We start from the raw sequence: 12,157 nt of genomic DNA, 5'->3' as shown, positions 1-12,157 counted from the left end.
GTCGTTGTTGACCGGCAGTTCTGGGGTCGGGCTCCAACCGGCAGGCCAAAAGCAGCCCTAGTTGCGCGACGAAGCAAGCCGGTTACTTCGAGGCGTTCGACTGCAAACGATTCAGGACGATCCGCAAGAGGACACCCAGGACGCCGGCGAAGCTCAGCAGATATCCGATAGGGATCAATGCAAATGGTTCGCGCAGGATACCCTCGTCGTCGACATATGCCCCGATCAAACTCAGGGCGATGAAACAGGCGATGCCGAACCCGAGCAGGGTTGCGCTGACGATCCACCATACCCGATGCGCCTTGTCGTGGACGATCATCCATGCGCAAAACGCCATTAACGAAAGCACGGCGATCGCCGCCGCCAAAAATACTGCAGTCACTGTGCCCACGGTGCTCTTAGCGCTCCGTTTTTCGCAAAAATTGCCGCAGCCTGCGACAAGCCCATGCCTTTTCTACGATAAATGTGCTCCATGCCACCAGTCGCCCGTGATGTCTGCTTTCGCCGGTCGCTTCGCGCGATGAGCTAGGAGCAGACTTCGCGCCCGGTCCGATTGTTCGAAGCCTTTCCAATCACGCCCTATTCGCCCGGAGCAGCGGTCACATCCTTCCAGCGTCAAACCGCTCCTGGGCGGCCCTGATGTCCGTCATCCGATTGCCTATCCAATCCGAAATCGCCCGCATGGGCATCGACACTTCCTTTCCAAGCGGCGTTAGCTCATAGGATACACGGGGTGGTATGGTAGGCTCGACATGGCGTGACACCATTCCGTCGCGAACGAGCGTCCTGAGGCTTTGCGACAGCATCTTTTCGCTGACGCCCTCGACCCGGTCGCGCAAGGCATGGAATCGCAACCTGCCATCGCCCAGGGCCACAAGCACCAGCAGCGACCACCTGCTGGTGAGATGCTCGAAGACCGTCCGGCAGGGACAGTCGGCATTCATCGGACTTTCTTTCACCGCATCGCGACCAGCCACGGGCTTACCTCAAGGTACGTTCTTGCAAAAACATATGAGCTTACAAATAGTAAGTCCAGATGACCACGAGCCATATGCAGGAGCCTCTCCATGGAAGCAGCCTCGTTCTTCTCCATCATCGACTACGCCGTCGATAATCCCGAAACGCAGCAAGCCATAATAGACGCCTTCGCGGAGGTGCAGCGGACCTGGGTCGCCCATCATCAGGGCTATGTCTATGCCAAGTTCTTCGCAAGCACCGACGGTATCCGCGTTACCAGTATCGTCGCCTGGAAGAGCGAGGCCGATTTCGTTCGGTTCGAGGAAGCTCCAGATGGACCTGAACGCCTGGCCGCGATCCGGCGGGCCCTGGACGGTCTCTCCTGCAGGGGCGAGCGTCGCTCTTTCACCCTCGCTCGTGCGGTTGAGCCACGCCCAAACTCCTGACGCGGATGGATGACATCAATATCTCTCTCTTTGCTGACGTCATCTGTCCCTGGAGCTATATCGGCAAGCGCCTCATCGAGGCGACGCAGGCTTCCGGCACCTCGCACTGAAGGCGCGAACGTCGGGGGATGAGGTCGCAAGCCACCATCGCTGCACCAAATATATCGGGCTACGGCGTGGAGTCGGCGGTTCTATCCCATTTCGTGGCGATGCGGTGACCGGCGCAATATCGGACCATAGAGGGTCATCGGGGAAAATGGCGGAGAGGATGGGATTCGAACCCACGAGAAGCTTTTGACCTCTACTCCCTTAGCAGGGGAGCGCCTTCGACCACTCGGCCACCTCTCCGGTGCACCGCTGGATAAAGAAATCCGTGCTCACAATCAATAAGCGATATGCGGTTGCCCGGATATATATAAGACGGCTTCGGGCCGCCAGTACCGTCGAGCGGATTCTTTCGCCCGCATTTCCACCGCCGGACGCCGGCCGGACGACACCGAGACGGAACGATGCCTCCGCGAGTTCCGTTGAGATGGGGACGGAGCCGGCGCCTGGAGGCAGGATGACGAAGGCGGGCAGGATACGGATCGGCATTTCCGGCTGGACCTACGATCGCTGGCGCGGCGTCTTCCATCCGAAGAGCCTGCCCCCGCAGGCAGGAACTCCCCTACGGGGCGCGCCGCCTCCGCGCCATCGAAATCAACGGCACCTTCTACTGCCTGCAGCGGCCGGAAAGCTTCGGCCGCTGGCGCGCGCCGGCCGACTCGGCGGCGCTTGCCGAAAGGCTCGGCGCGTCGCCTCAGGCACGCAATCAAAACGTCCGAAGACACGCCTGAGTTGTCCATCGCGGAAAATCTTATTGCTTAGGAGCCTATACTTTTCCTGAACAATTTATGTGCAGCAAGTACCGCAGGTTGAGCAGGAAAAATGCAGAATAGGCAAATTGCACATTTGACCGTCATCAAATCGTAGCATTTTAGCAACAGCAGAACTGGCTTCCATGAGCAACCGGTGAAATTAAGCTCAATCATATTGAAACACCGGGGAAAATCGCTGACAAAAATCGGGTGATTTGCGGGGCGTTCGCGATCGCTTCCAGTTGCGGGCATCTTGATTATTTCTTTTCAACGGAGACTTCCATGAAATTGAGGGGACTTCTTCTTGGATCGGCGGCGGCGGTCATGGCTGTTTCCGGCGCGCGCGCGGCCGATGCGATCGTCATTCCCGAGCCCGAGCCGATGGAATATGTCCGCGTCTGCGACGTCTATGGCGCGGGCTTCTTCTACATTCCGGGCACCGAGAACTGCCTGAAGATCGGCGGCTACTTCCGCTACGAGGTGCGCACCGGCGACGACGAGTACGGCGGCGACATGACCAAGCTCGCCCGCTTCGCTCCGAATTTCGACGTCCGCACCGAGACCGCCTGGGGCACGCTGCGCGGCTTCGCCGAAATGGAATTCGACTGGTACTATGACGCCGACCTCGGCGGCTACACCCAGTCCACCAACATGCTCTACGGCTTCATCGAGGTCGGCCAGCCGAGCGGCGTGCTGCGCGTCGGCGTCGCCGAGAGCCCCTACAGCCGCTTCCTCGACTTCGCCGGCCCGACGCTGTGGGAAGGCCGCTACGCCTACAATCTCTCCTCGGAGGTCAGCTACACCTTCACCTTCGGCAACGGCTTCACCGCCATCGTCGCCGCGGTGGAGGACACCGAGGACACAGACTGGATGCCCAATTTCGAGGGCGGCCTGAAATACGAGCAGGATTGGGGCTCGATCGGCGCGATGGCCGGCTATGACGATTTCAGCGAAAGCTGGGGCGCCCGCGCCACCGCCCGCTTCAACGTCCCCAACACCGGGATCGAGGCGAGCCTGCACGGCTTCTATTCCAGCGACGACGGCATCGGCGTCTACACCGTCACCGATCCGGCGGGCGAAGCCACCGAATGGTCGGTGCTGGCCGGCGCCAGCGTCGCATTCAGCGAGCAGATCGGCCTTTCCGGCACGGCCCAGTGGTTCGACACGAACGAGTGGGAATTCAGCGCCAACCTGCCCTGGACGCCCGTCGACGGCTTGGCCATCACGCCGGAAATCGTCTACGCAACGACTTCGGGCGACGGCGACGACACTTGGAACGGCCGCATCCGCTTCCAGCGCTCGTTCTGAGCGCTGCACCAACCGATTTTCCGGAACCCGGCGGGAAACCGCCGGGTTTTTTGTTGACCGCCATTTGCCGGCCGGCCTATCCGCTTTGAGGCGGACCGCCCCTGGCGGTCCGGGCAGCAACAGACGGAGCCTCGACAGATGAGCATTTCCTTCTCCCGCGCCGACGTCACCCTGGAAAACTGGCGCCTGCATCCGTTCAGCCGCTTCAGCTTCCAGAACGTGTCCGAATTCGTTCCCACCGCGACGATCGTGGAGCCCGGGGAACCCGAGCCCGCCTCGCCGGGCATCGGGGCGCTGGCGGAAATGACGCTGAGCGACACCGGCGGCGGCGAGATTTCGGCGATCGGCCATCTGGAAAGGTCCTATGGCGATCATTTCGTGGTCATGCGCGACGGCGAGATCATCGCCGAATGGGTCGCGGGCCACGCCGATCCGCGCAAGCCGCACGTCGTCTTCTCGATCTCGAAATCGGTGACCGGCCTGCTCGCCGGCATCGCCGCCGGCGAGGGCAAGCTCGACCCGGAAGCGAAAGTTCCCACCTACGTCCCCTCCATGGCCGGATCGGCCTACGCGAACGCCAGGGTACGCGATCTCCTCGACATGACCGTCGACCTCGATTTCGACGAGGCCTATCTCGACGCCGGCGGCGCCTTCGACCGCTACCGGCGGGCAATGCTCTGGAATCCCGAGCGCGGGGATTCCCCGCCGGAGACGATGGAGCAGTTTCTCGCCACGCTCGCCACCCGGGGCGGCGGACATGGCGAGCGCTTCTACTACGCCTCTCCCGACACCGATCTGCTCGGCATCGTCGTCGAGCGGGCGACCGGCACGCGCTATCACGCCTACCTCGCCGAAAAGCTCTGGCGCCCGATGGGCGCCAGGGGTGCGGCCTATGTGACGGTCGAACGCGTCGGCAGCGCCAGGGCCGCCGGCGGTGTCTGCGTGACGACGCGCGATCTCGCGCGCATGGGGCAGCTCGTGCTCGACGGCGGCCGCAACCGGAGCGGCGAAAAGGTCGTTCCCGTCGAATGGCTGCGCGACCTGCACGCGAACGGCGACAGGCAGGCCTGGATCGACGGGAATTTCGCCGACATGTTCGCGAACGGCCGCTACCGGTCGTGCTGGTACGATGTCGGCGACGGGCGCGGCAGCTTCTGCGGCGTCGGCATCCACGGCCAGTGGCTGTGGGCCGATCCGCAAAGCCGGGTCGTCCTCGCCAAGACCTCCTCGCGGCCCGATCCGAGCGACGACGCGGCGACCGCGGTGGAGATATCCATGCTCGGCCAGATCGCACGGGCCTACCAGGCTCGCTGACGCTTCGGGCGAGGTTCCATCTTCCATCCGGAGCCGCGCGAGGCTAATCCTCCTTCGACAAACCGCTCATACGGCCGAACCGACATGTCCAAGCGTCCTTCCCTCACGCCCCTCGCCCAGTCGCTTCCCGCCAGCGTGCCCTTCGTCGGGCCCGAGGCGCAGGAAAGGGCGCGCGGCGGCGCCTTCCGCGCCCGCATCGGCGCCAATGAGAGCGGTTTCGGCCCTTCTCCCCGCGTGCGCGAGGCGATCGCGGCGGCGGCCGGGGACGTCTGGAAATATTGCGATCCCGAAAATTTCGAGCTGAAGCAGGCGCTGGCCGCCCATCTCGACGTCGCGCCGGAAAACATCGTCGTCGGCGAAGGCATCGACGGGCTGCTCGGCCTGATCGTGCGGCTCCATATCGAGCCGGGAAAGCCGGTGGTCACCTCGCTCGGCGCCTATCCGACCTTCAACTATCACGTCGCGGGCTTCGGCGGCGAACTGGCCACCACACCCTATGTCGACGACCGGGAAGACCTGGAGGGCCTCATCGCCTTGGTCCGGCGTACCGATGCGCCGCTCGTCTATCTCGCCAATCCCGACAACCCGATGGGAAGCTGGTGGGAGGCGGGCGAGATCGGCCGCTTCATCGAGGCGCTGCCCGAAACGACGATGCTCATCCTCGACGAAGCCTATGGCGAGACCGCGCCGGCCTCGGCCATTCCGCCGCTCGACGTGTCGCGCCCCAACGTGCTCAGGATGCGCACCTTCTCCAAGGCATACGGGCTGGCGGGCCTCCGATGCGGCTACGCCATCGGCGAGACGGAGACGATCCGGGCCTTCGACAAGGTCCGCAACCATTTCGGCGTCAGCCGCATGGCGCAGGCGGCGGGGCTCGCCGCGCTCGGGGACCAGGCCTATCTCGCGGAAGTGGTCGACAGGGTCGCGGCCTGTCGCGACCGGATCGGCGCGATCGCCGACGCCAACGGGCTGACGCATCTCCCCTCCGCCACCAATTTCGTCGCCATCGACTGCGGCGGCGACGGCGCCTTCGCGATGAAGGTGATGCAGGCGCTCATCGAGCGCGACATCTTCGTGCGCAAGCCGATGGCGCCGGTGCTCGACCGCGGCATCCGGGTCAGCGCCGGCCTGCCGGGCGAAATCGACCTCTTCGAGGAGATGCTGCCCGAGGCGCTGGCCGCAGCACGCGCGGCTTGACCGCCACCTAGCGATCGCCGGCCGGCACACCGGACTTATCGTGCGCCCTTCGAGGCTCGCTTCGCTCGTAGCTCAGGATGAGGGCGGTCATGCATCGAGTTCACGGCCGGTGGGTTCGACAAACCACCGCCCTCATCCTGAGGTGCTCCCCGAAGGGGAGCCTCGAAGGACGCACCTAGTCACCCCCTGCCCCACAAGAGGAGCGCGATCCACGCCCTCCTCCGCGCGTCCTTCACCCCGCTCCGCAGGAGAGAAGCCGGCGCCGAACAGGCCTTGATTTGTAATGTTATTACATTTAATAGCGATTCAAATCCCTGGAGAGCCTAGCCCATGACCCCATCCGCCCGCCTTCCCGTCACCGTGCTTTCGGGCTTTCTCGGAGCCGGCAAGACCACCCTTCTCAACCACGTGCTCAACAATCGCGAGAGCCGGCGCGTCGCGGTCATCGTCAACGACATGAGCGAGGTGAACATCGACGCGGCCCTCGTGCGCGACGGCGGCGCGAACCTTTCGCGCACCGAGGAACAGCTCGTGGAGATGACCAATGGCTGCATCTGCTGCACGCTGCGCGACGATTTGCTGAAGGAGGTGCGGGAACTGTCGCGGGAAGGCCGCTTCGACCATCTGCTGATCGAGGGAACCGGCATCGCCGAGCCGCTGCCGGTGGCGACCACCTTCGATTTCCGCGACGAGAGCGGCGAAAGCCTGTCCGACGTGGCCCGCCTCGACACCATGGTCACCGTGGTCGACGCCGCCAATCTCCTCAAGGACTACTCCTCGCGGGATTTCCTGCGCGACCGCGGCGAGGTCGCCGGCGACGGCGACGACCGCGCGCTGGTCGACCTTTTGGTCGAGCAGATCGAATTCGCCAATGTCGTCGTGCTCAACAAGGTGTCCGACACCTCCCCGGCCGACCTCGATCTCGCGCGCAAGATCGTCCGCTCGCTGAACCCCGACGCGGAGCTGGTGGAGACCGATTTCGGCCGCGTGCCGCTGGCCAAGGTCCTCGACACGGGGCTCTTCGACTTCGAGAAGGCGCAGCGGCATCCGCTCTGGTTCAAGGAACTGAACGGCTTCAGGGACCATGTGCCGGAGACCGAGGAGTACGGCATCCGTTCCTTCGTCTATCGCGAAAGGCGGCCCTTCGACCCGACGAGGCTCCACGCCTTCGTCAACCGCGCCTGGCCGGGCGTGGTCAGGGCGAAAGGGTTCTTCTGGCTGGCGACACGGCCTCACCATGTCGGCGAGATCAGCCAGGCGGGCGCGCTGGTCCGCACCGGCAAGCGCGGGCTCTGGTGGGCGTCGGTTCCCAGATATCGATGGCCGGACCACCCTGAATGGAAGGCCGCCATGAAACCCTATCTCGACCCGATCTGGGGCGACCGGCGGCAGGAGATCGTCTTCATCGGCTGCGACCCCATGGACGAAGCAAGGACCCGCGCCGAACTGGACGCCTGCCTCGTCCGCGAGACGGATTTCATGCCCGGGCGCTGGCGCGACCTGCCCGACCCGTTCCCGCGCTGGGAAAGATAGCGGCATGAAGCTCGACGACATCAGATGGGCCGTGCGGATATTGTTTTCGCCGGCCGCCCACGGCCCGGATTGCGGTTGCCCGCGCCATGTGCGCCTCGCCGACAAGCCGCGCGACGGCGTCGGACAAAGCGGTTTTCCGGCATGCGACGAGCCGGAGCCGCGTGTCCCGATGCCGCCCGGCCGCGTCACCTCATAGCGCGTGGCGCGGGGAATTCCGGCGGCGAGATCCCGCGAAGCCGATCGTTGACGGCGGCGGCGTCCTCGATCACACTCGCAGACGGGAATTTCTGCAAGCGATGATGGCTTCGCCTTGAATTAATTGAACGTTCGTTTTATTAATGCGGCAGGAGGATCCGCATGGCTCGGACGGTCGGCTCGGACGGTGAGAAGACGCATGCCGCGATACGCGAGGCGGCTGTGAACCTCATCGCGCGCCACGGCTTCGAGGCCGTGACGATGCGGCAGCTCGCCGGCGAGGTCGGCGTGCAGGCGGCCGCCCTCTACCGTTATTTTCCGACCAAGGAAGACCTGCTCTTCGTGCTGATGCGCGAGCACATGGAAGCCCTGGCGGAAAGCTGGTCGACGGCGAGGCCGTCGAGCGCCGATGCGGCGGTCCGGCTGGCCGCCTTCGTGCGCAACCACATCGAATTCCACGTCGAGCGCCGCCACGCGACCCATGTCAGCAACATGGAGCTGCGCAGTCTCTCGGCCGGGCGCCTCACGCAGATCCTGCGCCTGCGCGGTGGCTATGAGAAGGAACTGCGCCAGATTCTCAGGGATGGCGCCGAAAGCGGCGATTTCCTCGTCGAGGACGTCACGCTGACGGCGATGGCGATCATCCAGATGATCACCGGCGTGATCGTCTGGTTCCGGCCCGACGAAAGGCTGTCGGTCGCCGAGGTGACCGACACCTATCACAAGATGACCATGCGCCTCGTCGGCGCCAGCGAGAACAGGGAGGAACGCAATGTACGTCCACACGATGAATTTCGGACTTGGTGAGGACGTCGACGCGCTGAGGGAGACGGTGCGCCGCTTCGCCAAGGAGCGGATCGCGCCGCTGGCGGCCGAGATCGACCGCTCCAACGAATTTCCCGCGCATTTGTGGAAGGAAATGGGCGAGCTCGGCCTGCTCGGCATGACGGCGGACCCCGATCATGGCGGCACCGGCATGGGTTATCTCGCCCATGTCGTCGCCATGGAGGAGATCAGCCGCGCCTCCGCCTCGGTCGGGCTTTCCTACGGTGCCCATTCCAATCTGTGCGTCAACCAGATCAATCGCTGGGGCACGCCCGGGCAGAAGACAAGATATCTGCCCGCGCTCTGTTCCGGCGAGGCGGTGGGCGCGCTGGCCATGTCGGAACCCGGCGCCGGGTCCGACGTCGTCTCGATGCGGCTGCGCGCCGACAAGAGGAACGACCGCTACGTCCTCAACGGCTCCAAGATGTGGATCACCAACGGCCCCGCGGCGGACACGCTGGTCGTCTACGCCAAGACGGAGCCGACGATGGGATCGCGCGGCATCACCGCCTTCCTCATCGAGCGCGGGATGAAGGGCTTCTCGGTCGCGCAGAAGCTGGACAAGCTGGGCATGCGCGGCTCCGACACCGGCGAACTGGTCTTCGAGGACGTCGAGGTGCCTTTCGCGAACGTGCTCTACGAGGAAGGCAAGGGCGTCGAGGTGCTGATGTCCGGGCTCGACTACGAGCGGGTCGTGCTTTCCGGCGGGCCGCTCGGCATCATGGCCGCCGCCCTCGACGTCGCCGTGCCCTACACCCAGGAGCGGCGACAGTTCGGCCATGCGATCGGCGAGTTCCAGCTCGTCCAGGGCAAGCTCGCCGACATGTACACCACGATGAATGCCTGCCGCGCCTATGTCTACGCGGTCGCGGCGGCCTGCGACCGCAAGGAGACGACGCGCAAGGATGCCGCCGGCTGCATCCTCTATTCCGCCGAGAAGGCGACGCAGATCGCCCTCGACGCGATCCAGCTTCTCGGCGGCAACGGCTACGTCAACGAATATCCCGCCGGCCGCCTGCTGCGCGACGCCAAGCTCTACGAGATCGGCGCCGGCACCAGCGAGATCCGGCGCTGGCTAATCGGGCGCGAGATGATGGGTGAAAGCGTTTGAATGTCATTGATTGGCAGATTTGCCATGTTTTTCCGCTTATGGCATTATCTTCCCTTCAGCCATACGAAGGACGAGTTCCATGAGCCGGGCACGGGAACGGAAGGGCTTCGCGGAGCAGCCGCAACATTCTTATAGCGCGGAACTGCGCGACGAACTGTTGCGCAAACTGCCGCGCCGCGAGAAGCTGAAGCTGGCGGATGGAGGACGGATCGTCATACCCGCCGCCATGCGCGAGGAGATGGGCGTCAAGCCCGGCGATACGCTGGTGGCGCATGTTGAGAATGGGGAGTTGCGGCTGATTTCCCGCAGGATGGCGCTGCGACGGGTGCAGGAGAAGGCAAGGCAGCGAAAGGAACCGGGAGAAAGCGTGGTCGACGAGTTCCTGGCGGAACGCCGGGCCATGTGGGGTGAATCGTGATCGTCGCCGATTCTTCAGCGATCCTCGCGCATATCTTCAGCGAGCAGGGAGGCGAGTGGTTCGACACGGAAGACCGTGACATCGTCATCTCCACGGTGAATGTCACGGAGGTCGTTTCCAAGTTGCTCGAAAGAGGCTGGGCGCTTCAGGAAGCCGTCGACGACCTCGAAATGCTCGGCTTGCGCGCAGCGGAACACTCGGTGCATCACGCCTATGGCGCGGCTGCGTTGCAAGCGGTCACCCGCCACAAAGGTCTGTCACTGGGGGACCGTGCCTGCCTCGCCCTGGCGATTCGCGAAAACGCCACCGTGTTCACCGCGGACCGCGACTGGGCCGACCTCGACGTCGGCTGCACGATAGAACTCATCCGCTAAGGGAGAAGAAATGCCTGTCATCCGTTCCCAGATCTCCCCCTCCTCCGACGCTTTCAAGGCCAATGCGCAGCGCATGCGCGAGCTCGTCGGGGACATCGCCGAGAAGGCCGCGCTGGTCGAGCAAGGCGGCACGGAGGAAGCGCGCCAGCGTCACGTCTCGCGCGGCAAGCTCCTGCCGCGCGAGCGCCTGGCCCAGCTTCTCGACACCGGTGCGCCCTTCCTGGAGATCGGCCAGTTCGCGGCCTGGGGCATGTATGGCGACGAGGTGCCCGGCGCCGGCATGATCGCCGGCATCGGCCGCATCGAGGGCCAGGAATGCGTGATCGTGGTCAACGACGCCACCGTCAAGGGCGGCACCTATTTCCCGCTCACGGTGAAGAAGCATCTGCGCGCTCAGGAAATCGCGATGCAGAACGACCTGCCCTGCATCTACCTGGTCGATTCCGGCGGCGCCAACCTGCCCAACCAGGACGAGGTCTTTCCCGACCGGGAGCATTTCGGCCGCATCTTCTACAATCAGGCGAACATGTCGGCGGCCGGCATTCCGCAGATCGCCTGCGTCATGGGTTCCTGCACGGCGGGCGGCGCCTATGTGCCGGCCATGTCCGACGAGGCGATCATGGTGCGCAAGCAGGCCACCATCTTCCTGGGCGGACCCCCGCTGGTGAAGGCGGCCACCGGCGAGGAGGTGACGGCGGAGGAGCTCGGCGGCGCCGACCTCCACACGCGCGAATCGGGCGTCGCCGACCATTACGCGATGGACGACGAGCACGCGCTGGCGATCGTCCGGCGCATCGTCAGGAACCTGAATCGAAACAAGACCATAGGCCTGAAGCTTCAGAAACCGATTCCGCCGCTCTATGCGCCGGAGGAAATCTACGGCGTCGTGCCGACCGACCTGCGCCAGCCCTATGACGTGCGCGAGGTGATCGCCCGCGTCGTCGACGGCTCCGAATTCGACGAGTTCAAGCAGAACTACGGCACCACGCTCGTCACCGGCTTCGCGCATCTCTACGGCATGCCGGTCGGCATCATCGGCAACAACGGCGTGCTGTTTTCCGAGAGCGCGCTGAAGGGCGCGCATTTCATCGAGCTCTGCTGCCAGCGCGGGATCCCGCTCGTCTTTCTGCAGAACATCACCGGCTTCATGGTCGGCCGCAAATACGAGGCGGGCGGCATCGCCAGGGACGGCGCCAAGCTGGTGACGGCGGTCGCCACCGCGCAGGTGCCGAAGGTGACGATGATCATCGGCGGCTCCTTCGGCGCCGGCAATTACGGCATGTGCGGACGCGCCTACGCACCGCGTTTCCTGTGGATGTGGCCCAATGCGCGCATCTCGGTGATGGGCGGCGAGCAGGCCGCCACCGTGCTCGCCATGGTCAAGCGCGAGGGCATCGAGCGTCGCGGCGAGACCTGGCCGGCGGAGGAGGAGGCGAAGTTCAAGAAGCCGATCCTCATGAAATACGATCACGAGGGCCACCCGCTCTATTCCTCCGCCCGGCTCTGGGACGACGGCATCATCGATCCGGCGAGAACCCGCGACGTCCTCGCCCTCAGCCTGTCGGCGGCGCTCAACGCGGAGGTCAGGGAAACGAAGTTCGGCGTGTTCAGGATGTAGTGTT

13 protein-coding genes, 1 tRNA gene and 1 pseudogene are annotated in these 12,157 nt (G+C 64.5%); 12 read left to right on the top strand and 3 right to left on the bottom strand.

What is annotated here, in order from left to right; genetic code table 11:
• Positions 1 to 82 precede the first annotated feature (82 nt).
• Together XW59_RS05330 and XW59_RS05325 are read right to left on the bottom strand one after the other, a co-directional pair.
• A complete protein-coding gene (locus tag XW59_RS05330) occupies positions 83 to 391 on the bottom strand; it encodes a DUF3955 domain-containing protein (protein ID WP_246666005.1) in 309 nt (102 codons plus the stop codon).
• Positions 392 to 599: 208 nt separating this feature from the next.
• The gene (locus XW59_RS05325) at positions 600 to 944 is read right to left on the bottom strand and encodes a helix-turn-helix domain-containing protein (RefSeq protein WP_047143696.1); all 345 of its coding nucleotides are present in this window, start codon (positions 942 to 944) and stop codon (positions 600 to 602) included.
• A gap of 123 nt (positions 945 to 1,067) precedes the next feature.
• Here XW59_RS05325 and XW59_RS05320 point away from each other — a divergent pair, with 123 nt between their 5' ends.
• On the top strand, positions 1,068 to 1,403 hold the full coding sequence (locus tag XW59_RS05320; protein ID WP_047143695.1) for an antibiotic biosynthesis monooxygenase: 336 nt from the start codon (positions 1,068 to 1,070) through the stop codon (positions 1,401 to 1,403).
• A 257-nt stretch (positions 1,404 to 1,660) separates the two neighbouring features.
• On the opposite strand, the gene XW59_RS05315 is transcribed toward XW59_RS05320, so the two are convergent.
• Positions 1,661 to 1,751: transfer RNA gene (locus XW59_RS05315), tRNA-Ser, on the bottom strand.
• A 214-nt stretch (positions 1,752 to 1,965) separates the two neighbouring features.
• Here XW59_RS05315 and XW59_RS05310 point away from each other — a divergent pair.
• The 11 genes and pseudogenes from XW59_RS05310 to XW59_RS05260 all read left to right on the top strand — a co-directional run.
• Positions 1,966 to 2,155 (top strand): annotated as a pseudogene (locus XW59_RS05310) (DUF72 domain-containing protein); the annotation flags it as partial.
• Between the two features lie 387 nt (positions 2,156 to 2,542).
• Positions 2,543 to 3,568: a porin gene (locus XW59_RS05305; protein ID WP_052957984.1), complete on the top strand. Its 1,026-nt coding sequence runs from the start codon at positions 2,543 to 2,545 to the stop codon at positions 3,566 to 3,568.
• Positions 3,569 to 3,706: 138 nt separating this feature from the next.
• Positions 3,707 to 4,882: a serine hydrolase gene (locus tag XW59_RS05300; protein ID WP_047143694.1), complete on the top strand. Its 1,176-nt coding sequence runs from the start codon at positions 3,707 to 3,709 to the stop codon at positions 4,880 to 4,882.
• Positions 4,883 to 4,966: 84 nt separating this feature from the next.
• The gene (locus tag XW59_RS05295) at positions 4,967 to 6,079 is read left to right on the top strand and encodes a pyridoxal phosphate-dependent aminotransferase (RefSeq protein WP_047143693.1); all 1,113 of its coding nucleotides are present in this window, start codon (positions 4,967 to 4,969) and stop codon (positions 6,077 to 6,079) included.
• 330 nt (positions 6,080 to 6,409) lie between these two features.
• Positions 6,410 to 7,612 (top strand): zinc metallochaperone GTPase ZigA, encoded by a 1,203-nt coding sequence (gene zigA / locus XW59_RS05290; RefSeq protein WP_047143692.1) that lies wholly within the window; start codon positions 6,410 to 6,412, stop codon positions 7,610 to 7,612.
• A 4-nt stretch (positions 7,613 to 7,616) separates the two neighbouring features.
• Positions 7,617 to 7,808 carry a hypothetical protein gene (locus XW59_RS05285; protein WP_047143691.1) on the top strand — a complete coding sequence of 64 codons (192 nt, stop codon included), beginning with the start codon at positions 7,617 to 7,619 and terminating at the stop codon, positions 7,806 to 7,808.
• A 161-nt stretch (positions 7,809 to 7,969) separates the two neighbouring features.
• The gene (locus XW59_RS05280) at positions 7,970 to 8,614 is read left to right on the top strand and encodes a TetR/AcrR family transcriptional regulator (protein WP_047143690.1); all 645 of its coding nucleotides are present in this window, start codon (positions 7,970 to 7,972) and stop codon (positions 8,612 to 8,614) included.
• A complete protein-coding gene (locus tag XW59_RS05275; protein WP_047143689.1) occupies positions 8,580 to 9,743 on the top strand; it encodes an isovaleryl-CoA dehydrogenase in 1,164 nt (387 codons plus the stop codon). The genes XW59_RS05280 and XW59_RS05275 overlap by 35 nt, the downstream gene beginning before the upstream one ends.
• Positions 9,744 to 9,822: 79 nt before the next feature.
• A complete protein-coding gene (locus tag XW59_RS05270; RefSeq protein ID WP_047143688.1) occupies positions 9,823 to 10,161 on the top strand; it encodes an AbrB/MazE/SpoVT family DNA-binding domain-containing protein in 339 nt (112 codons plus the stop codon).
• Positions 10,158 to 10,535: a type II toxin-antitoxin system VapC family toxin gene (locus tag XW59_RS05265; RefSeq protein WP_246666004.1), complete on the top strand. Its 378-nt coding sequence runs from the start codon at positions 10,158 to 10,160 to the stop codon at positions 10,533 to 10,535. Before XW59_RS05270 ends, XW59_RS05265 begins: the two co-directional genes overlap by 4 nt.
• Positions 10,536 to 10,545: 10 nt before the next feature.
• Positions 10,546 to 12,153 (top strand): carboxyl transferase domain-containing protein, encoded by a 1,608-nt coding sequence (locus tag XW59_RS05260; protein ID WP_047143686.1) that lies wholly within the window; start codon positions 10,546 to 10,548, stop codon positions 12,151 to 12,153.
• Positions 12,154 to 12,157 lie beyond the last annotated feature (4 nt).

The sequence above is a fragment of the Aquamicrobium sp. LC103 genome (assembly GCF_001014615.2).
Taxonomy (GTDB): Bacteria; Pseudomonadota; Alphaproteobacteria; order Rhizobiales; family Rhizobiaceae; genus LBCQ02.
This window is presented reverse-complemented; position numbering and strand designations above follow the sequence as displayed.

Bases quoted from the DNA above. Each gene is read 5' to 3' on its own strand.
- XW59_RS05270 (WP_047143688.1), top strand. From the start codon at position 9,823: ATGAGCCGGGCACGGGAACGGAAGGGCTTCGCGGAGCAGCCGCAACAT.
- XW59_RS05300 (WP_047143694.1), top strand. From the start codon at position 3,707: ATGAGCATTTCCTTCTCCCGCGCCGACGTCACCCTGGAAAACTGGCGC.
- XW59_RS05325 (WP_047143696.1), bottom strand. From the start codon at position 944: ATGAATGCCGACTGTCCCTGCCGGACGGTCTTCGAGCATCTCACCAGC.
- XW59_RS05305 (WP_052957984.1), top strand. From the start codon at position 2,543: ATGAAATTGAGGGGACTTCTTCTTGGATCGGCGGCGGCGGTCATGGCT.
- XW59_RS05295 (WP_047143693.1), top strand. From the start codon at position 4,967: ATGTCCAAGCGTCCTTCCCTCACGCCCCTCGCCCAGTCGCTTCCCGCC.
- zigA (WP_047143692.1), top strand. From the start codon at position 6,410: ATGACCCCATCCGCCCGCCTTCCCGTCACCGTGCTTTCGGGCTTTCTC.
- XW59_RS05275 (WP_047143689.1), top strand. From the start codon at position 8,580: ATGTACGTCCACACGATGAATTTCGGACTTGGTGAGGACGTCGACGCG.
- XW59_RS05280 (WP_047143690.1), top strand. From the start codon at position 7,970: ATGGCTCGGACGGTCGGCTCGGACGGTGAGAAGACGCATGCCGCGATA.
- XW59_RS05320 (WP_047143695.1), top strand. From the start codon at position 1,068: ATGGAAGCAGCCTCGTTCTTCTCCATCATCGACTACGCCGTCGATAAT.
- XW59_RS05260 (WP_047143686.1), top strand. From the start codon at position 10,546: ATGCCTGTCATCCGTTCCCAGATCTCCCCCTCCTCCGACGCTTTCAAG.
- XW59_RS05285 (WP_047143691.1), top strand. From the start codon at position 7,617: ATGAAGCTCGACGACATCAGATGGGCCGTGCGGATATTGTTTTCGCCG.